At 64.6% G+C, this 26,557-nt stretch carries 24 protein-coding genes; 16 read left to right on the top strand and 8 right to left on the bottom strand.

Annotation, left to right across the window (positions count from 1 at the left end; all coding sequences use genetic code 11):
• Both ETQ85_RS15325 and ETQ85_RS15320 read right to left on the bottom strand, forming a co-directional pair.
• A complete protein-coding gene (locus ETQ85_RS15325) occupies nucleotides 1–546 on the bottom strand; it encodes a MauE/DoxX family redox-associated membrane protein (RefSeq protein ID WP_148579942.1) in 546 nt (181 codons plus the stop codon).
• A complete protein-coding gene (locus ETQ85_RS15320; protein WP_246128781.1) occupies nucleotides 546–1,700 on the bottom strand; it encodes an amine dehydrogenase large subunit in 1,155 nt (384 codons plus the stop codon). Before ETQ85_RS15320 ends, ETQ85_RS15325 begins: the two co-directional genes overlap by 1 nt.
• Nucleotides 1,701–2,054: 354 nt before the next feature.
• Between ETQ85_RS15320 and ETQ85_RS15315 the strand changes: the two genes are divergently transcribed.
• Nucleotides 2,055–3,068 carry a helix-turn-helix domain-containing protein gene (locus tag ETQ85_RS15315; protein ID WP_148579941.1) on the top strand — a complete coding sequence of 338 codons (1,014 nt, stop codon included), beginning with the start codon at nucleotides 2,055–2,057 and terminating at the stop codon, nucleotides 3,066–3,068.
• Nucleotides 3,069–3,158: 90 nt separating this feature from the next.
• Here ETQ85_RS15315 and ETQ85_RS15310 read toward each other — a convergent pair whose 3' ends face one another.
• Complete coding sequence (locus ETQ85_RS15310; protein WP_148579940.1) at nucleotides 3,159–5,207, bottom strand: sigma-54-dependent Fis family transcriptional regulator; 2,049 nt, start codon at nucleotides 5,205–5,207, stop codon at nucleotides 3,159–3,161.
• Between the two features lie 311 nt (nucleotides 5,208–5,518).
• Between ETQ85_RS15310 and pedF the strand changes: the two genes are divergently transcribed.
• The 3 genes from pedF to ETQ85_RS15295 are packed head-to-tail and all read left to right on the top strand — an operon-like array spanning nucleotide 5,519 to nucleotide 7,731.
• The gene (gene pedF / locus ETQ85_RS15305; RefSeq protein ID WP_407058376.1) at nucleotides 5,519–5,947 is read left to right on the top strand and encodes a cytochrome c-550 PedF; all 429 of its coding nucleotides are present in this window, start codon (nucleotides 5,519–5,521) and stop codon (nucleotides 5,945–5,947) included.
• Nucleotides 5,937–6,782 (top strand): transporter substrate-binding domain-containing protein, encoded by an 846-nt coding sequence (locus ETQ85_RS15300; RefSeq protein ID WP_148579938.1) that lies wholly within the window; start codon nucleotides 5,937–5,939, stop codon nucleotides 6,780–6,782. The genes pedF and ETQ85_RS15300 overlap by 11 nt, the downstream gene beginning before the upstream one ends.
• A gap of 4 nt (nucleotides 6,783–6,786) precedes the next feature.
• Nucleotides 6,787–7,731 (top strand): beta-propeller fold lactonase family protein, encoded by a 945-nt coding sequence (locus tag ETQ85_RS15295; protein WP_222862187.1) that lies wholly within the window; start codon nucleotides 6,787–6,789, stop codon nucleotides 7,729–7,731.
• Between the two features lie 132 nt (nucleotides 7,732–7,863).
• Here the strand turns inward: ETQ85_RS15295 and ETQ85_RS15290 are convergent, their stop codons facing one another.
• Nucleotides 7,864–8,178, bottom strand: coding sequence for a c-type cytochrome (locus ETQ85_RS15290; protein ID WP_148579937.1), 315 nt, complete (start codon nucleotides 8,176–8,178; stop codon nucleotides 7,864–7,866).
• Between the two features lie 364 nt (nucleotides 8,179–8,542).
• Here ETQ85_RS15290 and ETQ85_RS15285 point away from each other — a divergent pair, with 364 nt between their 5' ends.
• Complete coding sequence (locus ETQ85_RS15285) at nucleotides 8,543–10,405, top strand: sigma-54-dependent Fis family transcriptional regulator (RefSeq protein ID WP_148579936.1); 1,863 nt, start codon at nucleotides 8,543–8,545, stop codon at nucleotides 10,403–10,405.
• Between the two features lie 66 nt (nucleotides 10,406–10,471).
• Nucleotides 10,472–10,858: a hypothetical protein gene (locus ETQ85_RS15280; protein WP_148579935.1), complete on the top strand. Its 387-nt coding sequence runs from the start codon at nucleotides 10,472–10,474 to the stop codon at nucleotides 10,856–10,858.
• Nucleotides 10,859–10,949: 91 nt separating this feature from the next.
• Here the strand turns inward: ETQ85_RS15280 and ETQ85_RS15275 are convergent, their stop codons facing one another.
• The 3 genes from ETQ85_RS15275 to ETQ85_RS15265 are packed head-to-tail and all read right to left on the bottom strand — an operon-like array spanning nucleotide 10,950 to nucleotide 13,333.
• Nucleotides 10,950–11,330: a c-type cytochrome gene (locus tag ETQ85_RS15275; RefSeq protein WP_148579934.1), complete on the bottom strand. Its 381-nt coding sequence runs from the start codon at nucleotides 11,328–11,330 to the stop codon at nucleotides 10,950–10,952.
• 47 nt (nucleotides 11,331–11,377) lie between these two features.
• Nucleotides 11,378–12,022, bottom strand: a complete 645-nt coding sequence (locus tag ETQ85_RS15270; protein WP_187394729.1) for a response regulator — start codon at nucleotides 12,020–12,022, stop codon at nucleotides 11,378–11,380.
• Nucleotides 12,023–12,043: 21 nt separating this feature from the next.
• On the bottom strand, nucleotides 12,044–13,333 hold the full coding sequence (locus ETQ85_RS15265; protein ID WP_148579933.1) for a sensor histidine kinase: 1,290 nt from the start codon (nucleotides 13,331–13,333) through the stop codon (nucleotides 12,044–12,046).
• Between the two features lie 172 nt (nucleotides 13,334–13,505).
• On the opposite strand from ETQ85_RS15265, the gene ETQ85_RS15260 reads away from it, so the two are divergent.
• From ETQ85_RS15260 to ETQ85_RS15230, 7 genes are all read left to right on the top strand, one after another.
• Nucleotides 13,506–15,374 carry a methanol/ethanol family PQQ-dependent dehydrogenase gene (locus tag ETQ85_RS15260; protein WP_148579932.1) on the top strand — a complete coding sequence of 623 codons (1,869 nt, stop codon included), beginning with the start codon at nucleotides 13,506–13,508 and terminating at the stop codon, nucleotides 15,372–15,374.
• A gap of 71 nt (nucleotides 15,375–15,445) precedes the next feature.
• Nucleotides 15,446–16,033 (top strand): pentapeptide repeat-containing protein, encoded by a 588-nt coding sequence (locus ETQ85_RS15255; protein WP_148579931.1) that lies wholly within the window; start codon nucleotides 15,446–15,448, stop codon nucleotides 16,031–16,033.
• Nucleotides 16,034–16,038: 5 nt separating this feature from the next.
• On the top strand, nucleotides 16,039–16,497 hold the full coding sequence (locus tag ETQ85_RS15250; protein WP_148579930.1) for a c-type cytochrome: 459 nt from the start codon (nucleotides 16,039–16,041) through the stop codon (nucleotides 16,495–16,497).
• Between the two features lie 37 nt (nucleotides 16,498–16,534).
• On the top strand, nucleotides 16,535–17,071 hold the full coding sequence (locus ETQ85_RS15245; RefSeq protein ID WP_148579929.1) for a GNAT family N-acetyltransferase: 537 nt from the start codon (nucleotides 16,535–16,537) through the stop codon (nucleotides 17,069–17,071).
• 65 nt (nucleotides 17,072–17,136) lie between these two features.
• Nucleotides 17,137–17,439, top strand: coding sequence for a c-type cytochrome (locus ETQ85_RS15240; protein ID WP_148579928.1), 303 nt, complete (start codon nucleotides 17,137–17,139; stop codon nucleotides 17,437–17,439).
• A 9-nt stretch (nucleotides 17,440–17,448) separates the two neighbouring features.
• The gene (locus ETQ85_RS15235; RefSeq protein ID WP_222862186.1) at nucleotides 17,449–18,777 is read left to right on the top strand and encodes an NAD(P)/FAD-dependent oxidoreductase; all 1,329 of its coding nucleotides are present in this window, start codon (nucleotides 17,449–17,451) and stop codon (nucleotides 18,775–18,777) included.
• A 118-nt stretch (nucleotides 18,778–18,895) separates the two neighbouring features.
• Nucleotides 18,896–21,238, top strand: coding sequence for a fatty acid cis/trans isomerase (locus tag ETQ85_RS15230; RefSeq protein ID WP_148579927.1), 2,343 nt, complete (start codon nucleotides 18,896–18,898; stop codon nucleotides 21,236–21,238).
• Between the two features lie 54 nt (nucleotides 21,239–21,292).
• Here the strand turns inward: ETQ85_RS15230 and ETQ85_RS15225 are convergent, their stop codons facing one another.
• Nucleotides 21,293–21,865, bottom strand: a complete 573-nt coding sequence (locus ETQ85_RS15225) for a hypothetical protein (RefSeq protein WP_148579926.1) — start codon at nucleotides 21,863–21,865, stop codon at nucleotides 21,293–21,295.
• A gap of 309 nt (nucleotides 21,866–22,174) precedes the next feature.
• Here ETQ85_RS15225 and ETQ85_RS15220 point away from each other — a divergent pair, with 309 nt between their 5' ends.
• The 3 genes from ETQ85_RS15220 (at nucleotide 22,175) to ETQ85_RS15210 (ending at nucleotide 26,515) form a co-directional block, all read left to right on the top strand.
• Nucleotides 22,175–23,200, top strand: coding sequence for an extracellular solute-binding protein (locus ETQ85_RS15220; RefSeq protein WP_148579925.1), 1,026 nt, complete (start codon nucleotides 22,175–22,177; stop codon nucleotides 23,198–23,200).
• A 272-nt stretch (nucleotides 23,201–23,472) separates the two neighbouring features.
• Complete coding sequence (locus ETQ85_RS15215; protein WP_222862185.1) at nucleotides 23,473–25,773, top strand: TonB-dependent receptor; 2,301 nt, start codon at nucleotides 23,473–23,475, stop codon at nucleotides 25,771–25,773.
• Between the two features lie 61 nt (nucleotides 25,774–25,834).
• Nucleotides 25,835–26,515: a Fe2+-dependent dioxygenase gene (locus ETQ85_RS15210; protein ID WP_148579924.1), complete on the top strand. Its 681-nt coding sequence runs from the start codon at nucleotides 25,835–25,837 to the stop codon at nucleotides 26,513–26,515.
• Nucleotides 26,516–26,557: the final 42 nt, after the last annotated feature.

Raw genomic sequence — 26,557 nt, 5'->3', positions numbered from 1 at the left:
TCAGTTCCTCAGTTGAATCAGTCGGGGGTGATTGGCCATCAGTTGGTTGGCGGCGGCGTAGAGGCCCAGCAGGGCCAGCGTTCCGCCGGCGACCGACAGGTAGTCGATCCACATCAGGTCACGGCTGCCGCCGTCCTGCCCGCCCAGCACGGCAGCGATCAGGAGCACGGTATTGCGGGCCGGCAAGGCCCAGGAGAGCGTCGTGTGGCCTTCCGCTCCGCCACAGCCGCAGTCGATTTCGGTGTGGCCGCGCAGCAGGTTGGCGATGACGCCGGCAGTGGCAACGCCGAGCACGGCCAGGGACAGCACCAGACCAGCGCTGCGGGTCGCGTCGAAGAGCAAGGCCGCACCGGCCAGCGCCTCGAACAGCGGGAAGGCCCGGGCAAACAGCGGTACCAGCGCTTCGGGTAGCAGCCGGTAGATGTCGACCGAGGCCTCGAAGACCGCCAGGTCACGCAGCTTTTGCCAGGCACCGCTGAGCAGCACCACCGCCAAGGCCGCGCCGCAGACGCGGGCCAGCACCGGGTCGAGGGTCAGGGCTTCCATCAGTGCAGCTCCATCTGGGTGGGCGTCTCGCCAACGTGCTCCAGGCGCCCGGCAAGACTCAGCTTGCTGCCGACATCGAAGGCCGCGATAGCCGCCTTCACACCGTCATAGGCAAACAGCCTGGCCCCCTCGCCCTGGCTGACCGCCAGCGCGATGGCGTTGGTGCCGGGGGTGCGGGCGACGCGCTTTTGGGCGGCCAGATCGATGGTCCAGATCTCCTTGGCTGGCGTCTTGTGGCTGCCTTCCATGCCCTTGTCGTGCATGCCGACGTAGAGCCGGCCGCTGGCGTTGTGCTGGGCGATCAGCTGGTACCCCCCCGGACGCCAGCCCTGCTTGCGGTCAGCGGCATTGAGAATCGACCAGGCCGGCTCAAAGCCCGCCACCGCACCGCCCACCCGTGCGGCATACACATCGCCATGAAAGGACACGAAGCGGTAGGTATCGCCGTCCTGCTCGCCGTGAATGAAGATCGGGTCCTTGTCGGCATCGAAGAACTTGGCGCTGCGCTTCTGGGTGGCGACCTGCCCCTTGTCGTCTAGGCTGACCGTCAGCAGCGTGCCGTCACCACAGATCGTCGAGAAGCGCCCCCCCACGGAGGCCGCCGGCAGAATGCTCCAGCAGCCCGGGGTCGCCACTTCGGCCACCGCCTTGCGGGTCTGCAGGTCGATGATGCCCACCGAGGTGGCCGGCGTGGCGTACTGCACAAACAGCCAGCGCCCGTCGGCCGAGGCCCGGATGGTGCCCTTGTAGTTGAGGGACTGGGCATGCCGCGGCGGGATCTCGATCTCGCCGGTCTTCTTCAGGGTCTGCGCGTCATGCACATCGACCACATCGGTACGCACCCCGTGGCTCAGACGCGAGTAGTAGGTGGTCGCCACGAAGATTTCCTTGCGATCGGCCGACAGGGTCACCTGGCCGGTGTAGCCGGTGGCGACGATGCCCTCGTAGCTCAGCCGCTTGCCGTCGATGACGTGCAGGCGGCCATCGACGATGTGGCCGATGGCCACGTCCGACAGGTAGATGCGGTAGGGATGGGGCGGCGGGAGCTGGCCCGTCGTGATGGATTCGGGAGCCAGCTCGGCCAGCGCACCGGCACTCATGCCCAGTGTCAGCGCCGTCGTCAGCAGGCTCCCTGCAAAGGCTTTTCGAAGCACGTTTTCCTCCTTGTTGGCGCGGTGCCCGGTCCGGTCAGTCTCTCTGCCGGGGCACCTGTCCGTTGTCCCCCGGTACGTTGTCGAACCGGGGTCTCCCGCTGGCCGACCGGAACAGTCCGGCTTGCGGTTGAACGGATACTGATCGCGGAGCGGAGAATTCCGTTATCCGAGATTGGCAATGCCAAGTTGGTGCAAGTGCCTGTCCAAAAAGGGGATTTCTGTGTGCACCGCACCATTTTTGTGCAACGCACAATAGAACGCCAAAGGGACTTGCGAAGAATCGGGAATTAGGATTACTTTAAAAATGGAGAGCCGGACGATAGGTCCGCGAACACCCCACGAAAGATAAAACCCATGAACCCTGCAGCCCTGTCGGCGGGCGAGACGGTGGACGCGCATTGCTCGTTCACCGTAGCGACAACCGACGATGCCTACGATCACGCACGCTGCCTGCAGCACTGGAAACAGCGCTACGAGCAGCTTTCGGCCGGACGCTTCAGCGGGGGGGTGGAGGAAGCCTGGTTCGGCAACGTGCAGGTCTTTCGCGAGCGCACCAACCAGATCGTCCATGAGGCCGGACAGGCCTGGGAAGGCTCGACAACCTTCGGTATTCCGGTAGAAGCCGAGGGCGAAGGATGGTATTGCGGAGAAGTTTTCAACCGGGATTCGATCCTCACGCTGCAAGGCGGCGAACAGCTTGATTTCCGCACACCACGGCAACTCGACATCCTCGGCGTCACGGCCGACACGGCGGCCTTCGTCGACTACGCCCGGCGCGTCGAGAACCGCGACATCCAAGCCGAAATCGGCAAGCAGCGGATTGTCCACGGCGCGCCGGAAAAAGCCGCCGAGCTGCGCGCCTTCCTGCTGACCATGCTCAACACGGTCAGGACCACGCCGCAAATGCTCGAACATGCGGCGATGAGGAAAGCACTCGAGCAGGCCATCTACGGCAGCCTTTTAGCCGCAATCGGCAACGAGACCGACATCGCCCGCCCCGCCTCGACCAGCCAGACCCGCCGGCAGATCGTCGAACGGGCCCGCGAATACATGCGCACGCACATCGACGAGCCGATCACCGTCGCCGACCTGTGCGCCGAACTCAATGTGTCACGGCGCACCCTGCAGTACAGCTTCCAGGATGTGCTCAACCTGAACCCGGTGAGCTTTCTGCGCGCCATGCGCCTGAACGGCGTGCGCCGGGCCCTGCGCCACGCCGATGGCGAACACGACTCGGTCGCCGATGTGGCCGCCCGCTGGGGCTTCTGGCACCTCTCCCACTTCGCCGCCGACTACAAGGCCATGTTTGGCGAGCTGCCTTCCGAAACCCTGCGCAACAGCCATACGCGCCGGCTTAGCGCATTCTGAAGGGCCCCCTGCCGGGCGGATCTCAATCCGGCCCATAAAAAAGAAAGCCCTCGCAAAGAGGGCTTTCTGCCTTACACCGGGAGCACCCGCTCAGAAGCGCCCGAGCTTGCGGTACAGCGTATTGCGGCTGATGCCCAGCCGCCGGGCCGCAGAGGAAATGTTGCCATTTTCGGCTTCGAGGGTGCGCTGGATCATGTCGCGCTCGATTTCCTCCAGACGACCGAAATTGGTGGCTGCCGCGCTGGCCGCGGGCGCCGCGTTACGGGCATCGGTCATGATTGGAGCGGAACCCGGACGCATCATCGCGGAGGCCGTACAGGCAGCGGGTGTGATCTCGCCGATTTCCTCGAAGACATCGTCGGGCAGATGCCAGGTTTCGATGACGTCCTCGTCATCGTCGAGCAGCGCGATGGCAACCCGGATGACATTGTTGAGCTGACGGATGTTGCCCGGCCAGCGATAGCTGAGGAAGGCCTGCATGACCTTGTGGGAAACCTCGACCTTGCGGTCGGGGCCGGCTTCCTCGCGAAGCAGCTTGTCGATCAGGCGATCGATGTCGCTGCGCTCGCGAAGCGACGGCAGGTTGATGCACAGGCCATTGAGGCGGTAGTACAAATCCTCCCGGAAGCCGCCGCGCGCCACTTCTTCCTTGAGGCGGCGGTGGGTCGCACAGACCAGCGTGATGTCCACCGGAATGCTCTTGTTGGTGCCCAGCGGTGTCACGCAGCGCTCCTGCAGCACACGCAGCAGGCGGGCCTGCAGGGACAGGGGCATGTCGCCGACTTCGTCGAGGAACAGGGTGCCGCCATGAGCCTGCTGGATCTTGCCGATGGCACCTTCCTTGCGCGCGCCAGTGAAAGCGCCGCCCGAGTAGCCAAACAGTTCGGATTCGATCAGGGTTTCCGGAATCGCCGCACAGTTGAGCGCCACGAAGGGCCCCAGGGCCCGCGGGCCGCTGTTGTGGAAGGCCTTGGCGAACATTTCCTTGCCGGCACCGGACTCGCCCTGGATGAGGATCGGGATGTCACGACCAAGGATGCGCGTGCCCTTGTCGATGGCGGCCTGCAGGCGCTCGTCACCGGTGGACAGGGACTTGAGGGTCATGCTGGCATGCGCCATGGCTGGCGTCATCACCGGCTCGGCCTTCGCTGGCCGGGTGACCCGCTCGCCCTTGGTATCGACCAGCGACGACGAACCCGTCGGCATCGATGCGAAGTTGCCGCGCAGGCGGGCATAGAAACGCTCGCCGTTACGACCGGAAATGGCAATCAGCGAGGACGGATCGCGGCGGGCGCGGTCGATCAGGGTGCCGAGGGGGACATCGAAAAGCATGCTGTAGTGGCGCCGCGGCAAATCTTCACGACGCAGACCGAGGAGTTCGAGGGCGGCCTGGTCGGCGCCGACCAGATCACCGTCGGCGCTGATGGCCAGCAAGGCTTCGCACAGGCTACCCACGTGGTCGGGACGGGTATGAAAACTCAACAGGCCCTGGTGGGCGAATTCGGATTCGAAGAGACGCTTTTCGATGATACGGGATGACATCTTGACCAAACCAAGTGAATGACGCTGGAAGGCCCGGAAGTCACTGGAAATGTCCAGCACCCCCATCAACCTCCCCTGCGCATCCTGAATGGGCGAAGCGCTGCAGGTGAGAAAGGCATTTCCCTCAAAGAAATGCTCCGAGCCAAACACATTAACGGCGCCGCGCTCGGCAAGTGCAGTACCAATTGCGTTGGTTCCCCGCTCGAACTCGTGCCAACTGGCGCCGGGGTGCAGCGAGACCTGATCGGCACGGCTCAGGAAGTCGGCGTCACCATAGCTTTGCAGCACCATTCCGCGGGCGTCGGCGAGAATCACCATGCTGTGGGAGTTGCGGATTTGCTCGAAGAGATGCTCGAGCACAGGCTGGGCATGGGACATGAGCGTGCGGTTGCGCTCGCGGGCTTCGGCCACGACACGCACGTTGGGCTCGCCACACTCGATCCGGGCCGGGTCGAGACCGGCCTGCCGGCAGCGCTCCCAGGAGCGCAATACGTTCTGGTCGAGCAGGGCTTCCGGGAGCTCGCCCCGACCAAAATACAAGGATCGCGCTTCCTGAAGGCTGACGGAACGTGCCTCCACGCTAAAAGGAACCTGCATGATCGCCTCCTCCGTTGATACGGATTATGTGCCGACTTCGGGGCCGGCTTTAGTGTGTGCTCCAAAATGTAGCAGCTGGGTCACATTTCAGCAATACAACTGCTCCATCACGACTCCCTATCAGCAATTGTCAGGCCAGTTTATCGACCCATAAATAAAACCAGAAAATCCCGATGCACCAAAGACGTTCATCGTCACGCCAGCGCTCATTCCAAATTGGCACGCCCCTTGCTGAATGGACTTCACAACACGGCGACTCGCCCACTCGCGGATCGCTCGACGAACTCCAATCATGACCAAAGGTGATCCAGGTGACTGTTCGCAACTCCTCCCTCCTCCGCGCCCTCTCTGCCGCCGCCCTCGCTCTGGCTGCCGGCGCCCTTTTCGCCCACGGCGACGTGACCCCGCAGGCGGTTGATACCTCCACGCTGAAGCAGGTCGGCAAGGAGTGGCTGGTCAAGAACCCGTACCTCGGCGACAAGGAAGCCATCCGTATCGGCTCCTCGGCCTTCAACCAGAACTGTGCCCGCTGCCACGGCCTCGGCGCGGTTTCCGGCGGCATCGCCCCCGACCTGCGCTACCTGCCCGCAGGCCAGGAAGGCGATGAAATCTTCCTGCAGCGCATCCGCCACGGCGCCACCCGTGACGGCCGTGTTTACATGCCCCCGTTCGAAGGCATCCTGAGCCAGGAAGCCATGTGGACCATCCGCGCCTGGCTGGAGACCGTCCGTGAAGATTGATCGCCGCCGTTTTCTGCTCGCCGCCGGCGCAGCGACGCTGGCGACCAGCCTCCCGGCCCGTGCCGACGCCCTTGATGACATCCGCAGCAAGGGCAGCCTGAGAGTCGCGGTTTACAACAACTTCGCACCCTACTCGAACCAGGGCAAGGGCATTGACGTGGAGCTTGCAGAAGCCCTCGGCAAGCATCTTGGGCTGGCGACTCAGGTGGTCGGCTACAACGCTGACGAGGACATGGACGACGACCTGCGCAACATGGTCTGGAAAGGCCATTACCTCGGCGCCCAACCCTCCGATGTGATGATGCACGTGCCGGTAGACTCCTACCTGCAAGGCAAGAACGACAAGGTCAAGATCTTCGGGCCCTACCATCTCGAAACCATAGCCGTGGCGCGCATCCAGCGCATCGGCCCGATCCGCGGCTCGGCCGCCACCGCGCTGGAAGTCTTCACCCGGGAGAAGATCGGCGTGGAAGGCCGCAGCCTGGCCGACGCCTTCCTGCTCGGTGTGCTGAACGGCCGCCTGCGCGAAAACGTGATGCACTTCACCAGCGTGGCCGGTGCCATCGACAAGATGAAAGCCGGGGAAATCGCCGCCGTGATGGGCCCCCGCTCGGAGATCGAGGTCGCCCTTGGCAAGGATCCCCGCTTCGTCATCGAAGCAGTGCAGATGCCGGAACTGAAGATCAACAACTGGCCCCTCGGAATGGCCGTCAAGGCCGAGGAAAACACCCTTGCCGAGACCCTTGCCGGCGCGCTCAGGGAACTCCAGCGCAATGGCACAGTGGCCGCCATCTTCGCCCGCCACGGCGTCACCTACCTGCAGCCAACCCTCTGAAACCATGGCCAAAGCCTTCACCTTCCGGCGCCTGCTGCTCGCTTGCGCCATGCTGCCCGGCGTCGCTTTCGCGGCACCGTTCGCCTACGTGCCGAACGAGAAGTCGGCCTCCATATCGGTGATCGACACGGCCACCGACATGGTGGTCGGCACCCTGCCCGGCGGCCAGCGACCGCGCGGCATTGCCACCGACGGCAAGCAGCTGTATGTGAGCGAAGCCCCCACCAGCAGCCTGATCGTCGTCGATATTGCCTCGGGCAAGCAGGTGAAAAGCATTCCCCTCGGCGAATCACCCGAGGGCGTCAGCGTGTCGGCAGACCACAAGCTGATTGCCGCGGCAGTCGAGGAATCCAACAGTGTGGTGCTGATCGATACCGCCAAACGGCGTCAGCTGGCCGACATCAAGGTGCAGGGCAAAAACCCGGAGCACGCGGTGTTCAGCCCGGACGGGCGCTGGCTACTGGTCAGCGCGGAAGAAGCCGAACAGGTGGACCTGATCGACGTGAAGGCCCGCAAGCAGGTCGCCTCCATTGCTGTCGGCAAACGCCCGCGGGGCATCGGTTTCACGCCGGATGGCAGCCGCGCCTACGTGGCCTGCGAACTGGTGAGCACGGTGTACGCCATCGACATGGGCAAGCGCCAGGTCATTGCCGAGATCAAGGCCGGCACCTTTTCAAACGGCGTCACCATGGCGCCGGACGGCAGCCGGGCCTATGTTTCCAACGGCAAGGACGGCACCGTGAGCGTCATCCGCACCACCGACAATCAGATCGAAGCCACCATTCCAGTTGGCAAGCGCCCCTGGAACATGGCCATCACCCCCGATGGCAGCAAGCTGTACGTGGCCAACGGCCGCTCCAACAGCGTCTCGGTCATCGACACCAGCCGTCTCGAGATGATCAAGGAGATCTCCGTCGGGGAGCTTCCCTGGGGTGTCGTCATTCACTAAAACATCAGTCGACCGCGGATAGCGGTCACTATCTGCACACTTTCCCCTGCGTCAACCAGGCACACCTGCTCCAAAACGGAACAGGTGTGTCATGCATCTGCAACACTTCAGGCAGAAGCTTTTTTTATCCGCTCAGAGCTTCAGAATCCACTCGATCGCTGCCTTCAGATCCGCATCGCTGATCTTGTCGGTGCCATTGGGCGGCATCGGGATCTGGCCCCAGGTGCCGGTACCGCCATGGCGTACCTTGGCGCTCAGCACGGCCACTGCATCGCCCTGCCCCTTGTATTTCGCAGCCACATCCTTGTAGGCCGGTCCGACGCGCTTTTCGGCGACGGTATGACAGGCCACGCAACGGGCCTTCTTGATGATCTCTTCCGAAGCCAGGGCCGGGGAAGCGGCGGCAACCCCCAGCGCGACAGTGCAAACCAACTGGACAAATTTCATGAGCTCCTCCTTCTTATGGAATAACGTAATTCAGCGCGAGCGACGCAATGATCGCCCTGCCTCCGTCAAACAGCAAAAACCGTGCAGGGCCGGGTGACTTTCTCGCTTCACAACAAAACCCTTTGCAGACAGCAACTTGCAAGATCGACCCGGCACCGGACCAGGGCCGGACCGTGTTCAGGGTCAGCACACCTGCTCCATCCCGTTACGTCAGCCTGAACACCTGCTCCATCAATTCACCCCGCAAAGCACCAGAAAACCCGCGACAAACACGACTTTTCAGCCTCAATCCCCAAAACAGGGCACCGACAGCGCATTCTGCCGCCCATTAGCCGGCGGGCATGTTTCCTGCTGCTTCGAGGCGGTGAAAGACATCGACCCACACGCCATCACCCTGCCCCTGGACGCCATTCGGCGCTCCTGGGAACGTTGCGCCGCCAGCGGCCTGCGTACCGACGAACCGCTGCCGGACACGCGCAACCAGCGCACCAGCCTGTCGGACCGCCTCGAAGCCAATGCCCGGCTGGTCACCTACGCCCAGCCGATCATGGAGCACCTGCACCAGCAGATCGCCCGTTCGTCGTCTACCATCCTGCTGGCCGACGATTCCGGCGTGATCCTCCGCTCGGTGGGCGACCAGGACTTTCTCGAACGGGCCGCGCGCATCTCCCTCAAGCCCGGGCATTCCTGGTCCGAGGCGGTGATGGGCACCAACGCCATCGGCACCGCCCTGGCCGAGCAGCGCCCGGTGGCCGTCATCGGCGCCGAGCACTACCTCGACCGCAACAAGTTCCTGACCTGCATCGCCACGCCCATCCACGCCCCCACCGGCGGCGTGCTCGGCATCCTCGATGTATCCAGCAGCGTGTGCATGACCCAGGTGCATGCCCAGGCACTGCTCCAGACCACCGCCGAAATCATCGAGAACCGCCTGATCGAAACGGTGGTTGATGCCGCCGTGGTGATCCGCTTCCATCATCAGCCGGAAGCCCTCGGCTCCCCGCTGGAGGGCCTCGCCGTGTTCGACGAGGCCGGCGGCCTGCTGGCCTGCAACCGACGCGCCGAACGCCTCCTCGGCATTGCCGACACCCAGCTCACCCGGCCGCCGTTCTGGAACATCTTCGAGACGCGCTGGAACACCGTGCTCGACCACGCCCTGCAAAGCAGCGTGCGGCCCACCAAACTGCGCTGCCACCGGGGCCGCGAGTTTGTCGCCCACGTGCTGGTCAGCAATCTGCAGCGGGTACGCCCGGCCAGCACCAAGGAAGTGCGTCCCACGCCGCGGCCGCGCGCGCCGCATACACTCGACGACCTCGATCTCGGCGACAAGACCGTCAATCACGCCGTGCGACGCGCCCGCCGCATCCTCGGGCTGGACATCCCGCTGCTCGTCCAGGGGGAAACCGGCACCGGCAAGGAAGTCTTCGCCCAGGCCTTTCACCATAGCGGCCCGCGCCGTGAAGGGCCCTTCGTGGCCATCAACTGTGCCGCCATCCCGGCCACCCTGATCGAAGCGGAACTCTTCGGCTACAGCGCCGGCGCCTACACCGGTGCGCGTGGCGACGGCGCCCGCGGCAAGCTGCGGGAAGCCAACGGCGGCACCCTGTTTCTCGACGAAATCGGCGACATGCCACTCAAGCTGCAGGCAGTTTTGCTGCGCGTCCTCGAAACACGGCGGGTAACCCCCCTCGGCGGCGGCCCGGAAGAAGAGATCGACCTGTCCCTGGTGTGTGCCAGCCACCGCTCCCTCAAGACCCTGTGCGAAAACGGCGGCTTTCGTCCTGACCTGTACTTCCGCCTGTCGGCGATGAGCCTGTCGCTGCCGGCCCTGCGCGAGCGCAGCGACATCGAATCGATGGCACGCCGCATCCTGCAGGAAGAATCCCCCAACCGGCCAGTGCGCCTGTCCGCCTCCACGCTCGATCTGATCCGTCGTCACCCGTGGCCGGGCAACATCCGCCAGCTGAAAAACGCCCTGCGCCTGGCCACCGCCATGCTCGGCCCGGACGAGGACACCCTCACGCCCGAGCACCTGCCCCAGGAGCTGCTCGAAGACCCCGACGCCCCCGCCCCGCTACCGCCCTCGCAAAGCCTGCGGGCCGCCGAAATCCGCCTGGTGGAAGATACCGTCTCCCGCCACAACGGCAACATTTCGGCCGCCGCCCGGGAACTGGGTATCACCCGCACCACCCTGTATCGCAAGCTGCGCCAGATGTCGTCCCTGTAGCCCCGGGGAGCGCAACACACCCTGCCGGGCGTGGGATACTTCGCCTTTCATCCACGCCAGCCAACCGTGTCCTCCAGAACCACACTGCTCTGCCGGCTTCTCGGCAGCCTCACCCTGCTCTCCCTTGCCGCCTGCGCCCCGGCTCCGAGCCCGCTGCCAGCCACACTGAAAGCCGAATTCGGCGTCGGCATGCCGGTTGCCGAAGCCGGCGACCGCCTGCGCACCCACGGCACCACACTGTCGGTTTACAGTGCTGTCGAATGCCAGGCCCTGCTCGATCGCACCCCGAACATCGCCCAGCTCCCGCCGCGCGGCGGGCCTTGCCTGTTCGGCAAGATCCCGCTCTCGAAAACCTGGTATGGCGCCCACACCGACGTGATCCTGCAGATCATCTTCGATGCCGACGGCAAGCTGGTCGACGCCAACTTCGAGGAACTCGGTAGCTTCCTCTAAGAGTCATTCGGCACCACAAAAGAAAAACCCCGGCGGGGGGACGTCCGGGGTCTGTCTTGACTACATATTGCGCGGCCGCGGCCGCCGGTACTTACTTGGGCGCCAGGGTCAGGATCCACTTCACCAGTTTCTTGGCGTCGGCTTCCTTGATGGCGACCTTGTTGGGGGGCATGGCCAGACCGCTGACCTGGTCCTTCCAGTGGCTGCCGTAAGGATTGGAGCCTTCCAGCACGACGCGGGTCAGGAACACATCGGCCCCCGGCTTGCCCTTGTAGAGCTTGGCGACGTCCTGCCAGGCGGGGCCGATGGGCGCCAGCCCGTTGGGGCCCGGCGTGCCGGATTCGATGGCATGGCAGGTCAGACAGCCGCTCTTCGAGGCGAGGGCCTTCATGTCGTCAGCGGTCGCCGCCGAAGCGGAGGTGGCCAGCAGGGCCAGCCCCGCCAGCAGAACGGCATTGCGTAAGGCGTTCATTATGTTTCTCCTTGGCTAAAAAATGCTTCCAGTCTGCCTGCCGACTGTCACGCCCCTTGCGCCGACCATTCGATCAGCCCGTAGCGCGCGGCCAGCCGCAGCAGCTTGAAATCGTTGTCCGCATCCAGCTTCTGCCGAATCGCGGTCATGTGGTTGTGAATCGTTTTCTGGCTAAGATGCATGGTGCTGGCGATGCTGCCCGTCGACTCGCCACTCACCGCCAGGCGCAGCACGTCGAACTCCCGCGGTGTCAGCCGCGACATCAACCCTTCACCGTCGAGCGCCGCCCCGGCCAGAGCCTGAGCCACATCCGGCGAGAGCACCCGCTTGCCAAGAGCCACAGCACGGATCGCATCAATCATCTCCGCCGGCTCGCTATTTTTGGTCAAATAACCCAGCGCCCCGACGCGCATGGCCTGGGTGACGTAGCTGGGGTTGTCATGCATGGAAATCACCAGCACCCGCAGACCGGGCTCCCGCGCCAGCATGCGGCGGATGGCATCGATGCCACTACTGCCGCGCAAGCTCATGTCCACCACGGCCAGGTCAATGCCGCCCGCAACGAGGCGGGCATAAGCTTCGTCGGCAGAGGCCGCCTCGCCCACCACGACCAGCCCCTCCTCCGCATCGAGGAGACGCCGGTAGCCATTGCGAACCACCGCGTGATCTTCCACCAGCAGGATACGAATCATGTCTAGCGCCTGCCTTTCAAGCTAGCCCTGCGCCAGGGGCAAACTCAAGCGCACCTGCAGGCCACCGCCCGGGGCATCCGCCAGCCAGCAATGCCCACCGGCCATCTCAGCCCGCTCGCGCATGCCCAGCAGGCCGCCGCGGGAACGCGGAACCACATCCGCAGCCTGACCGACGCCGTTGTCGCACACCGTCAACTCGAGCATCCGCCCACACTCCTGCAGGGACAGACGGACCCGGCTGGCCACACTGTGACGCAGCACATTGGTCAGCGCCTCCTGCAGGGTCCGGTACAAAGCCAGGCCAGCCAGGGGCGGCAGCACCGGCAAGGTTGGCGGAAACTCCGTCTCGATTCCCATCTCCGGCATCCGCCCGCGCCAACCGCTCACCAGGTCGTTCAGCGCATCCACCATCTGCAGGCCTTCGAGGCCGTGGGGACGCAACTGGGACAACAGGGTGCGCACCTGGCCAATCATGCGGGTGGATTCCCTGCCTATGTCACGGGCACTTTCCTTCAAATTCTCCGGCGAAGCCCGACCGGCATGACGCTCAATGTATGCGGCGGAAATATTGACGGCGGTCAAGGCTTGACCGAATTCATCGTGCAACTCCCGTGCCAGCTCCCGGCGTTCGGTTTCCTGCAATTCGAGCAGCTGCCGCGCCAGCTTCTGCTGGGCAGCCCGGGATTCGGCCAGTTCTTCCGAAAGCCGTTCGATGGCACCGGCGATGCTCGCAAATTCCTTGAGCTGAAAGGGCGGCAGACTGACCCGGGCCTCGCCGCGACCGATACGCGCCAGCCCCTGCTCCAGCTCGCGTACCGGCTTCAAGGCCCGGTGCGCCGCCAGCCAGGCAAGCACCGCCATGCCGAGGGAGAACACCACCAGCGTCACGATGATGCGGGCCCCGTCCCGCAATACCTCGTGGATTTCAGCACGGGCATCGGCACGAATCACCAGCGTGCTGCTCCCCATCGGGATACGCCGCTCATGAATCTGGCGCCCTTCGAGCAGGTAATCGACCAGGGTAGCGAGCGGACCGCTGGCAGCCGGCGTTACACCCTGCTCCAGACTGGAGCGCTCCACAAATACAGCAACGTGTCGCAACTGACCACTTTCGAGAAGAACCTGCAGTTCATGCGCCCGGGACTCGGGCGCCGCACTCACCGCCAGCATGACATTCACGAGACGGGTGGAGGCCTCCATTTCCTCCGCCACATCCTCCCGCAAGGCCAGACCGACCCATGCGGCAGCGGCCGCCACCAGCGCCAGTGCAAAGCCCAGCACATACCCGAACAGCCTCCAGCGCAAATCCACTTTGCGTCTCCTTCTATTTATTTGTGGGTAGCTATCAGCAAGGCATGTGCCAACTCCTGAATAGGCCGGGAAAAGTTCCCGCCTTGTGCGGGCACCCTTCCCACGACAGCGCCGGGAGGCGCCTTCCATACTGCATCACGTCAAATCAAAACCATCCGGAGACAAAAGCACCATGCAACCCAGACGTATCAATCTCAAGCCCGGCCTGCTGGCCATCGCCCTTGCGGGGACTTTCAGCCTGGGCGCCCAGGCTGCCGGCACTAACGTCACCTGGGACGACATCAAGAACGACGACAAGACCCCCGGCGATGTACTGTCCTACGGCATCGGCCTGAAGGCCCAGCGCCACAGCCCCCTGAAGACGGTGAACACGAAGAACGTCGCCGGTCTGGTGCCCGCCTGGAGCTTCTCGTTTGGCGGCGAAAAGCAGCGCGGCCAGGAAAGCCAGGCTCTGGTGCAGGACGGCGTGATCTACGTGACCGGCTCCTACTCGCGCATGTATGCCATCGACGGGCGCACCGGCAAACGTCTGTGGCAATACGAGCACCGCTTGCCGGAAGACATCCGCCCGTGCTGTGACGTGGTAAACCGGGGCGCCGCCATCTACGGCGACAAAGTGTACTTCGGCACCCTCGACGCCGGCATGGTGGCCCTCAACAAGAACACCGGCAAAGTGGTGTGGAACAAGAAATGGGGCGACCACAAGGTTGGCTACACCATGTCCGGCGCGCCCTTCATCGTCCAGGACCAGAAGTCCGGCCGGGTGCTGCTGGTGCACGGCTCATCGGGCGACGAATTCGGCGTGGTCGGCTGGCTGTTTGCCCGCGACCCGGAAACCGGCGAAGAAGTCTGGGCCCGCCCGATGGTCGAAGGCCACATGGGCCGCCTGAACGGCAAGGACAGCACCGTCACCGGCGACGCCAATGCGCCCTCATGGCCGAAGGGCGAGGACGGCAAGCCGACCGAAGCCTGGCACCACGGCGGCGGCGCCCCGTGGCAGACCGCCAGCTTCGACATCGAGAAGAACATGGTGGTCATCGGCACCGGCAACCCGGCCCCGTGGAACACCTGGAAGCGCACCAAACCCGGTGACGACCCCCGCAACTGGGAAAGCCTGTTCACCTCCGGCCAGGCTTACGTGGACGCCAGCACCGGCGAACTGAAGGGTTTCTTCCAGCACACCCCCAACGACGCCTGGGACTTCTCCGGCAACAACTCGGTGGTGCTCTTCGAATACAAGGACCCGAAGACCGGCAAGCAGGTCAAGGCCTCCGCCCACGCCGACCGCAACGGCTTCTTCTTCGTCACCGATCGCGAAAAACTCGCCACCGGCGCCGGTTACCCCAACAAGCCGACCTCCCTGATCGGCGCCTGGCCCTTCGTGGACGGCGTCACCTGGGCCAAGGGCTTCGATCTGACCACCGGCAAGCCCATCGAAACCGGCAACCGTCCGCCCGAAGCCAAGGCCGGCGCCGACAAGGGCGACTCGGTCTTTGTTTCCCCGCCTTTCCTGGGCGGCACCAACTGGATGCCCATGTCCTACAGCCCGGATACCGGCCTGTTCTACATTCCGGCCAACCACTGGGCCATGGACTACTGGAGCGAACACCTGACCTACAAGGCCGGCTCCGCCTACCTGGGCCAGGGCTTCCGCATCAAGCGCCTGTTCGACGACCACGTCGGCACCCTGCGCGCCATCGACCCGAAGACCGGCAAGATCGTGTGGGAGAACAAGGAGAAGTTCCCGCTGTGGGCAGGCACCATGACCACCGCCGGCAACCTGATCTTCACCGGCACCTCCGACGGCTTCATCAAGGCCTTCGACGCCAAAACCGGCAAGGAGCTGTGGAAGTTCCAGACCGGCTCCGGCATCGTTTCCGTGCCAATCACCTGGGAAATGGACGGCGAGCAGTACGTCGGCATCTCGTCCGGCTACGGCGGCGCGGTGCCCCTGTGGGGCGGCGACATGGCCGACCTGACCAAGCAGGTCACCCAGGGTGGGTCCTTCTGGGCCTTCAAGCTGCCCAAGGTCTCCCGCTAAACCCGCGTGCGTGCTCCTCCGGGCCGGATGTTTCTCCGGCTGGCCCGGAGGCTTTTTTCAAGGCTATCCCGATGCTCCTTTCACCTTCACTGCCCGCAGTGGCGCTGGCCCTGCTGCTTGCCGCCCCCGGTGCCAGCCATGCCGCCGGATCGCCGGAAGAACCCCTGGTATTCGGCACCTGCGGCATCTGGCCCCACGCCCGCTGTCAGGGTGTCGACCTGCGCCACGTGGATCTGTCGGCCCGCGATCTGGCCGGCGCCGACTTCACCGGCGCCAATCTGGCCCGCGTCGACCTGCGCGCCGCCAACCTGGCCGGGGCGATCTTCGACGGCGCCGACCTAACCGGTGCCCGCCTTGCCAAGGCCAACGCCCCCGGTGCCTCGTTTCGCAATGCGAAGATGGTCGGCGCCGACCTGGAGTTTGCCCGCATCATGCGCGCCGACTTCAGCGGTGCCGACCTCAGCGCCGCCAACCTGGAAGCCGCCAAGGCCGCCTTCTCGTGGTTCGTCGGTGCCCGGCTCAGCAACGCCAACCTGCAGGAAACCAAGTTCAACACCACCAACCTGCAGAACGCCAATCTGGAAGGCGCCTTTCTGCGCTACACGATTTTTCCGGACGCTTCTTTCGAGGGCTGCACCGGCTGCCCCACCGACTGGTGACCCCCATGGCCGCTCGCCTTCTCACCTGCGCCTTCGCGCTGTTTGCCACCACGAGCCCGCTGCACGCCGTCGAAGTCGCCGACCCCAACGTCAAAGTCGACACCTCCGGACTCGCTACCCTTAGCGGCAACCCAGCCAGCAATCCCTACCGGGGCAATGCCCGCGCCGCCGACATCGGCCGCACAGCCTTCAACCAGGCCTGCGCCCGCTGCCACGGCATTGACGCAGTCAACAAGGGGCAGGTGGGGCCCGATCTCACCAAAATGGACCGCGCCTGCCGGCGCATCACCGACCCGGCCGTACAGCGCCTGTGCGTCGAGGACAACGACGATTTCTTCCTGAAATCGGTTCAGCAGGGCAAGGTCCGGGTCGGCGTGGTGCACATGCCGGCCTGGCAGGACGTGCTTTCTCCGGCCGCCATCTGGACCCTCCGGACCTTCCTCGAAACCCGCCGGGGGCAGTAAGCCAGCGCCGGATCGACGATAATCGGGGCTCCAGTCCTTGCCCCGCAATCCCTTGTCCACCCTGTCGATCCACCCTGCCTGCAACGCCGACCTCCCGGCCATCCTGCGTATCCAGAGCCGTTGCTACACGGCCATCGTCCCCGAGTCGGCACAATCGATGGGCGCCAAACTGGCGGCGTCTCCGGCCACCTGCTTCGTCGCCCAGCGAGCAGGTGACGTCATCGCCTACCTGCTCGCCCTGCCCTGGCGCTTCGACCACCCGCCTCACCTGGACGCCCCCGACTGCGTGCTGCCGGAGGAGCCCGACACGCTCTACCTGCATGACCTGGCCGTCGATCCCGCGGCCCGCGGCAGTGGCGCCAGCCAGGCCCTCGTAAAAGCCTTTCTGACTGCACTGACCGAGTCCGGCATCGGTCGCGCCAGCCTGATCGCCATCCAGGGCTCCGCCCCCTGGTGGGAAGGCCACGGCTTCCGGGCCGCCCTCACCACGCCGGCCCTCGACGCCCGACTCGCCGGCTACGGCAGCGACGTGCGCTACATGTCACGACAAAGCGAAACCGCGCGCAGCTCTTAATGGGCACTTAAGGCTACGCACCGAAAGTCCTCCTCCAGCACCACATCCATCCGGAGGAGAAACCCATGATCAAGAAAACATCCGCCTGTCTGGCAGCGCTCATGCTGTTTGGCGGGCCGGCTTTCGCCCAGAGCGCCGACAGCGGGCGCCTGCTCGCATCCAACTGCTTCCAGTGCCACGGCACCAACGGCCGGCCCAGCGTCAGCGGCTTCGACCGGCTGGCCGGCGCCTCCTCGTCGGAGATCTATTCCGAACTGAAGGAGATGCAGGGCAAGACGGTCGGCAACGACATCATGAAAGTCCACGCCCGCGGCTACACCGACACGCAGCTGCGTGCCATCGCCACCTACTTTGCCGCCCAGCGCTAGGAGCCCGACATGATCGACAGACGCAAATTCATCACCCTGCTCGGCTCGGGCACCCTTGGCATGCTGCTCAATGGATGTGGCGGAGGCGGTGGGGGCAGCAGCTCGGACACCAGCACCGGCACCGGCGGAACCGGCGCGGTCAGCCCTACGATACCGACATCAAGCGCCAGCGGCCGGGTTATCGTGGTGGGCGGCGGCATGGCTGGCGCGACGGCAGCCAAGTTTCTGCGCTTGTGGGGTGGCAGCGGGCTCGACGTGACCCTCATCGAACGCGACCGCCAGTACCAGTCCAACATCCTCTCCAACCTGGTGCTCACCGGCCAGCGCAGCATGGCCAGCCTGGCCTACACCCACGACAAGCTGAGCAGCGTCTACGGCGTCAAGGTGGTGTACGGCAACGTGGCCGAGATCGACCCCGCCGGCAAGCGGGTGCACCTCGCCGACAACAGCAGCCTGCCCTACGACCGCCTGATTCTTGCCCCCGGCATCGCCTTCGACACTCTGCCGGGCCTCGAAAGCGCCGGCGACCGCATCGTCCACGCCTGGCAGGCCGGGCCGCAGACCGTCACCCTGCAGCAACAGATTGCCGGCATGAACGCCGGCGGCGTGTTCGTGATGACCATTCCGAAGACCCCCTACCGCTGCCCGCCCGGCCCCTACGAGCGGGCCTGCATGGTCGCCGACTACCTGAAGACCCGCAAGGCCGGCGCCAAAGTCATCGTGCTGGATGCCAACGCCTCCATCGCCGCCGAACCCGCCACCTTCGAAACGGCCTTCAACTTCACCCACGCCGGCGTCATCGAATATCACAGCGGCGTCACCATCAACAGCATCGATCCGTCGACGCAAACCCTCGACACCAGCGCCGGCCTGATCCGCGGCGACGTGCTCAATCCGATACCGCCCCAGCGCGCCGGCACCATCGTCAGCAACACGGCAGGGCTGGCCAACGTCAACGGCCGCTGGGCCGGCGTGGATGTGCGCAGCTACGAATCCACCGCCCTCGCCGGCATCCACATCATCGGCGACGCCAACGGCTCCACGCAGCCCAAGGCCGGCCACATCGCCAATGCCGAAGCCAAGGTCTGCGCCGATGCCATCCTGCGCATCCTGGCCGGCGGCTCGCCCGACCCGGAGCCCGTCACCAACTCGGCCTGCTACTCGCCGATCACCGCCAGCACCGCCTCGTGGCTCACCGTGGTGTTCGGCTACGACAGCGCCACCGGCACCATGAAGGCCGTGCCCGGTGCCGCCGGCGAAGCCAGCTCGGCCACCCGCGACAACTACGACGACATGTTCGTGTGGTTCAACAACCTGATGGGCGACACCTTCGCCTGAGGGCGAAAGTCCTGCTCCAGGCATCCCGGCGAGTCATCGCCGGGATGGAATTTGCCCATGACATGGGCAGATTTCCTGCACAATCCGCCGACCCTCAGATCCCTGCCCCGGTGGCTTGATGCGCGCCCTTCACTACCTGATCTTCCTGCTGGTCCTCGGTGGCTGCAGCACCCTCATCGCCACCCACCAACTGGACGAGCGCCTCGGGCCGCCGGACCCGGCCCGCTACGACAAGGCGTCGCCGCCAGTCGCCCCGGCTCCCGACTACTGGACGCAAGTGCGGCCCATCCTCGACCGCCGTTGCGTCTCCTGCCACGCCTGCTACGATGCCCCCTGCCAGCTCAAGCTGACCCGCTACGACGGCATCACCCGTGGCGCCAACCCCGAGCAAATCTATGTGGCCACCCGTCTGATGGCCGCCAACCTGACACGCCTCGGCTTCGATGCCCACAGCAACCTGGAATGGCGCGACAAGGGCTTTCACCCGGTTCTCAACGAACGCAGCGCCACGCCGCAGGCCAACCGCGACGCCAGCGTGCTGTACCGCATCCTGGCCCTCAAGCGACAAAACCCCGGCCCCACCGAAGGAGCCCTGCCCAAGCAGAAATTCGACTTCTCCCTCGACCGCACACAAAGCTGTACCAAAGTCGAAGGCATGGACGACTTCACCGCCGAACATCCTGAATGGGGCATGCCCTACGGGCTGCCGGCCCTCAGCGAAAACGATCACGACCTCCTCGCCCGCTGGATCGAAGCCGGCGCACCCTACACACCACGGCCCGCCCCTCCGGCTACCGTGCAGGCCCGGGTCGTGGAATGGGAGCGTCTGCTCAACGGCAATACGTTCAAGGATCAACTCGCCGCCCGCTACATCTTTGAACACTGGTACATCGGCCACCTGTATTTCGACGAGCAGCCCGACTACCGTTTTGAACTGGTCCGCAGCCGCACCGCCCCCGGCCAGCCCATCGACGTGATCGCCACCCGGCGCCCCTACGACGACCCCGGTGTGGCGCGGGTGTATTACCGCCTGCGTCCCACCGAAGAGACGGCGGTTGCCAAGACCTACATGCCGCTGGCCCTCGACCCGGCCCGGCTGGCGCGCCTGCGCCAGTGGTTCTTCGATGCCCCGATTGTCGTCACCGCCCTGCCCGGCTACGACCCGAAGACCGCCACCAACCCCTTCCGGGCCTTCCGCGAACTGCCGGTCGATGCCCGTTACCGCTTCATGCTCGACGACGCCCAGTTCACCCTGATGGGCTTCATGAAAGGTCCGGTGTGCCGCGGGCAGGTGGCCCTCAACGTCATTACCGACCACTTCTGGGTGCTCTTCTACGCGCCCGAAAGCGAAGTCCAGAACAGCACCCAGGGCCTGCTCGACGCCACCCAGCCCAATCTGCGCATGCCCGCCGAGGACGACAGCAGCACCGGCATTTTCGCCTGGCGCAAATATGCCAGGGCCGAAAAGCAATACCTGCAGAGCAAGGCCGACTACATGGCCCGGGTCGGCAAGATCCAGCCCCGTGTCACCGACCTGTGGGACGGCGACGGCCGCAACCCCACCGCCGGCCTCACCGTCTTCCGCCACTTCGACAGCGCCTCGGTCATCCGCGGCCTCGCCGGCGAGCGCCCGCAAACGGTACTGCTGATGGGCTACCCGCTGTTTGAACGCATGCACTACCTGCTGGTGGGCGGCTTCGATGTCTATGGCAACGGCGGACACCAACTCGCCACACGCCTCTACATGGACTTCCTGCGCATGGAAGGCGAGGAAAATTTCCTCACCATGCTGCCCCTCAAGGATCGCCAGAAAGTGCTCGACTTCTGGTACCGCGGCCGCCCCGACCGCATCCGCGAATTCGCCGACGCCGCCACCTATTACCCCGGCGAAACCGGCGTGCGCTACCGCAGCACCGACACCCTCGGCGAGCTCTACAAGGCCATCGCCCAGCGCCTCCGGCCGGTGCGCGAGCGCCGCCTCGATCTGGCCGTCAACGGCTTCAACGCCGAACAGATGGCCCAGTTGCGCAAGCTCGGCACCCTCACCGGCAAGCCCGCCTCGCTGATGCCCGAACAAAGCCTGCTGGCCCTGAAGAACGGCAACGGCGACATTCACGTGGTGTCAGTGCTGCGCAACAGCGCCCACAGCAACGTCGCCGAACTGTTCCGCGAAGAAACCCGCCGGCTGCCGGCGGAAGACAACCTGATCGCCCTCGATGGCATCGTCGGCGCCTATCCCAACACGATCTTCCAGCTCGATGCCGACGAGCTGCCGCGCTTCGTGCGCGCCGTGCAGACCCTTGCCAGTGACGACGACGTGCAGCGCCTCACCCAGCGTTTCGCCATCCGCCGCACCGACGCCCGCTTCTGGGCCGTCAGCGACGCCATCCACGCCCATTGGCGACAGGTTGCCCCCCGGGAAGCCGCCATCCTCGACTACAGCCGCCTCGAAAACCGCTGACCCCATGAAAAACGCCCCTTGCGGGGCGTTCTGGAAACGATGCAGCAGCCTTGCTCAGGGCAGGCACAGCCGGCCCGTCAGCGGCGCCGACATGCCGATGCTGTTGCCGGCCACGGTCAGGTTGCCGGTGACCTTGGAATAGGCCCCCTTGCCATCGCTACCGGTAATCATGATCTGCTCCGTCACGGCCACCGGCACCGGCTGACCATCCTCACCGATCTTCAGCTGGGCAACGATCACATCATTGCTGTACAGCGTCGTGCGGTTGGCGCCGCTACCCAGCGACACCGCACTGCGGGCGGTCTGGATGCTCTGACGCGGCACCGGAAGACTCGCGCTTACCGGGATGACTGCCGGCATCACCGTCGGCACACCCGTGGCCCCGATGATCGGCTCGGACGTGGGACCGGCATAGCCCGTCGCCACCGGAAAACCGAGCAGGGACAACTGCACGCTAAAACACTGGCCGAGGAAGGGCACATCACCCACCGGCGCCAGACCGTTACAGGAAGCCAAAGGCTGCAACTTGACACTACCGATAACCGGCACGCAGGCCGCACCGGCGACGCCCGAAGCCAGGGTGAGGGCCAGCGGCAGGAGGATCTTGGAAGCAAAGGAAATAGTCATGTGAGTGCTTTCTCTTGGTTTTGAAATAAAACGGAAAGAGGAAACCGGGTCAAACCCGGCAAAAACGTACGGGGGCAGCACGCTGAAATGCAAAAAAGGTAGCGCAGATCATGCCCATCACAAGGAAAAAATCCTCACATGCAGATCGACTATCCGTGATTTTTGTCACACATAGCTGCATTGATATCCGCAAGGGCTCAACTATTCCGGATGACGTCCGCACAAACAAAGATGCGAATGACTAGCATTTGCAAACACAAACAAGTCTGGCTAAGATTGTTCGATCTTCTGCCCACTCCGGATCCGATCATGACCCAGCTGAAAACCCTGGCCGCCCTCCTCGCCGGCGCTACCCTGCTGAATGCCCCGACCTTTGCCGCCGACACCGAGCTGAACCTGTACACCGCCCGCCACTACCAGACCGACGAAGCGCTCTACAGCAACTTCACAGCCAAGACCGGCATCAAGATCAACCGTATCGAGGGCAAGGAAGACGAGCTCCTCGAACGCATTCGCAACGAAGGCGCCAACAGCCCGGCCGACGTGTTCATCACCGTCGACGCCGCCCGCCTGGCCGCCGCCGACGCCGCTGGCGTGTTCGCCCCGGTCAAGTCCGAACTCCTCAAGACCGCCATCCCGGCCCACCTGCATGCCGAACGCTGGTTCTCCTTCTCGACCCGCGCCCGCGTCATCGTCTACAACAAGCTCGACGTGAAGCCCGATCAGGTTCGCAACTACGAAGACCTCGCCAACCCGGCCCTCAAGGGCAAGGTGTGCACCCGCTCCGGCAGCCACCCCTACAGCCTGTCCCTCGGCGCCGCGCTGATCCAGCACATCGGCGCCGCCAAGACCGAAGAATGGGCCAAGGGCCTGGTGGCCAACTTCGCCCGCGCCCCCAAGGGTGGCGACACCGACCAGATCAAGGCCGTCGGCGCCGGCGAATGCGGCGTGGCGCTGGTGAACTCCTACTACCTGGCACGCATGTTCAAGTCCGACAAGCCGGACGACCGCAAGGCTGTCGAACGCATCGGCGTGGTGTGGCCCAACCAGACCAGCTACGGCACCCACATCAACGTTTCCGGCGGCGGCATGCTCAAGCATGCCCCGCACAAGGAAGCAGCAGTCAAGTTCCTTGAATACCTGGCCTCCCCGGACGCACAGAACTACTTTGCCAACGGCAACAACGAATGGCCGGTGGTTACCGGCGTGAAGATCACCAACCGCGGCCTCGAAGCCCTGGGCGGCAACTTCAAGGCCGACACCCTGCCCGTCGGCAAGCTCGCCGACACGGTCGTCGAAGCACAAAAGATCTTCGACCGAGCCGGCTTCCGCTGAGAACCAGACGACGCAATTCCCGTGGGTCGGACTTCAGTCCGACTCCGCTGTCTGAACGCGTGTTGTCGGACTGAAGTCCGACCCACAGGGAAATCCTCTGCGAAATCGCCTGCGGCATGGCACAAAATATAATTGCGAATCACTCTCATTAACATTACAATTGTTACCAGATCCTACGGGCAAGCCAGCCATTCGCTAGCCAAGCCAGCCAGCCTCAGGTCGTGAATCCCAACAGTCCCGCATAGCGGGCGCATTCATTTCAGGAGGCTCCCTTGGCTCACAAGAAAATCCGTCGCTGCCACCCGGCAGCCAGCCGTCACCGATCCCCGGCCGCCCAGGTCGCTCCCGCCATCACCAGCGCTGCCGAAAAATCCGTGCTCCCCCTCGGCGCCATGATGTTCGCCGCCTCGATGGGTGCCTGGGCACAAACATCGGCCCCGGCTACCGACGACACCAAGACCCTCAAGCCCGTGGTCGTCAAAGCCACCGCCGAAGTTGAACCCCAGGGCAAGGACAGCCTGCGCACCACCACCACGCGCATCGGCAAGGGCAAGCAGCAACTGCGCGACATTCCCCAGTCGGTCACCGTGGTCACCGAGAAGCTGATGGATGACCGCAAGATCGACACCGTCAAGGAAGCCCTCAAGATGACCTCCGGCGTCACCTTCCTGGCGGCCGAAGGCGGCGAGGAAGACATCCGCCTGCGCGGCTTCCCCGTCAACACCACGGGCGACCTGTTCATCGACGGCATGCGCGACCCGGCCTTCTACGACCGCGACACCTTCAACATGGACCGCATCGAAGTGCTGCGCGGCTCCGCCTCCATGCTCTTTGGCCGCGGCTCCACCGGCGGCGCGGTCAACCAGGTCAGCAAGCAGGCCAAACTGGTCGACGAAAGCCAGGTGGACGTGACCATCGGCAGCCACCAGTACCGCCGCGTGGTCGCCGACATCAACATCAAGACCGGTGACGAATCCGCCCTGCGCATCAACGCCATGCGCACCCAGGCCGACAACAACGGCGCTGGCACCAGCCTCGACAAATACGGCTTCGCCGCCGACTACCGCTGGGGCATCGGCACCCGCGACGAGTTCGAGGTCGGCTTCTTCTACCTGAACAACGACAACGGCATCAACTACGGCCTGCCGTACGTACGCACCAGTGCCACTGCGCCGACCACCTCCGTGACCACCATCCCGGTGGACCCGAAGAGCTATTACGGCCTCAACAGCGACTACAACCACGGCTCGGCCGGCTATGCCAGCTTCAGCCACACCCACCGCTTCTCGACCGACACCGAACTGGTCACCAAGGTCCGCAAGGGCGACTTCAACCGCGACCAGCGCGCCAGCACCGTGCGCATCGCCGGCGCAGCACTCCAGCCCGGCGGCGTTGCCGTCACCAGCGAGAACTTCAGCAACGCCACCGTGCTCACCCGCGGCACGCAGAACAAGATCCAGAGCATGGAGAACCTGTTCGCCCAGAGCGACCTGTCCACCAAGTTCGAAGCGCTCGGGGTCAAACATGAAGTCCTGACCGGCGCCGATTTCGCCTGGGAAAAGAAGATCGTCCGCGGGGCCCGCAACGCGGCCCAGGGCGGCATCAACATCACCAAGCCCAACACCACCATCGGTGACGGTGGCGGAGGCTGGGTGGACGAATCGTCCCGCGTCATTGCCAAAACCGGCGAGTTCGAAAGCATCGCCGCCGGCGTCTATGCGCAGGATCTGGTCCAGGTGGCCGAGCACTGGAAGGTTCTTGCCGGCCTGCGCTACGACGGCATGTCGGCGCAATACGACCAGTTCAACCTGACCACCAACGCCGTCACCAACTACCAGCAGTCCATCTACAAGGCAAGCCAGCGTTTTGGCGTGCTCTACCAACCGAGTGATCGCCACTCCTATCACCTGTCCTACGGCACCTCGTTCAACACCTCCGGCGACACCTACTCGTACAGCACCCAGACGGTTAACACGCCGCCCGAGAAGAGCATGAACATGGAGCTCGGCGCCAAGATCGACTCCGCCGACCGCCGCATGAGCAGCCGCTTCGCCCTCTTCCGCGGGGTTAAGCTCAACGAACGCAACACCGACCCGCTGATCAACATTGCCGTGCTGTCCGGCAAGCGCCACGCCACCGGCTTTGAAACCGACCTGATCGGCAAAATCACGCCGCGCTGGGAAGTCTACGGCTCCTACACGTGGATCTGGGACGCCGAGATCGACAAGGGCGCAGAAGGTGCCGAAGGCAAGGGAACCCGTCCGTCGCTGATTCCCAAGCACCAGGGCTCGCTGTGGAGCACCTATCAGGTCACCGAAAAGCTGCGGGTCGGCGGCGGCGCCAACGCCCGTACCAAGATGACGCCCAACCGCAACCCGGTCGGCCTGTACTCCGACGGCTACGTGACCTTCGACGCCATGGCCGAGTATGAGGCGATCACCGACAAGTTGACCCTCAAGGCCAACCTGACCAACCTCACCAACAAGTTCTACGCCGACTCGTTGTATGCCAACGGGCATTACGTGCCGGGTGTCGGACGGACGGTCTACCTAACCGCCAGCGTGAAGTTCTGATGAACCGCGAGGGGCACGGCCGACAAAGCCGTGCCCCTCGCGCTTTTCCCCCTTCGACACCATGCTCCTGCAAATCCCCGACATCCTCACCGCCGACGAAGTCCGCCAGGCCCGCCTGTTGCTCGCCGATGCCCCGTGGGCCGACGGCCGCGACAGCGCCGGCCCGCAGGCCGCCCAGGTCAAAAACAACCAGCAACTCCCCCACGACTGCGACGCCGCCACGGCCATCCGCCAACTGGTGCTGCGTGGCGTCGAACGGCATCCGCTGTTTCTCACCGCCGCACTGCCCAAAAAGGTCTTCACCCCACGGGTGAACCGCTACGGTGGCGACACCCCCTTCTACGGCGCCCACGTGGACAACGCCATCCGCTTCACCGCCAACGGCGAACGGGTACGCACCGACGTGTCATGCACGGTGTTCCTGTCCGATCCGGATGAATACGAAGGCGGCGAACTGCAGGTGCAGGACACCTACGGCAGCCGCGGCGTCAAGCTGCCGGCCGGCCACGCCGTGCTCTACCCGGGCACCAGCATCCATCAGGTCACACCGGTCATGCGCGGCCAGCGCATCGCCTGCTTCTTCTGGATCGAAAGCATGGTGCGCAGCGACGAGCAGCGCCGCCTGCTCTTCGAGCTGGACATGGCGCTGATGCGCCTGCGCGAAAAACACGGCGAATGCGACGAAGCCGTGGCCATCACCGGCACCTACCACAACCTCCTGCGCATGTGGGCCGACACCTGACACCTGTGGGTCGGACTTCAGTCCGACAGCACACGCTCAGCC

Source organism: Zoogloea oleivorans, assembly GCF_008107625.1.
Taxonomy (GTDB): domain Bacteria; phylum Pseudomonadota; class Gammaproteobacteria; order Burkholderiales; family Rhodocyclaceae; genus Zoogloea; species Zoogloea oleivorans.
The sequence above is the reverse complement of the archived record's forward strand: the minus strand, read 5'-3'. Positions and strand labels throughout refer to the sequence as shown.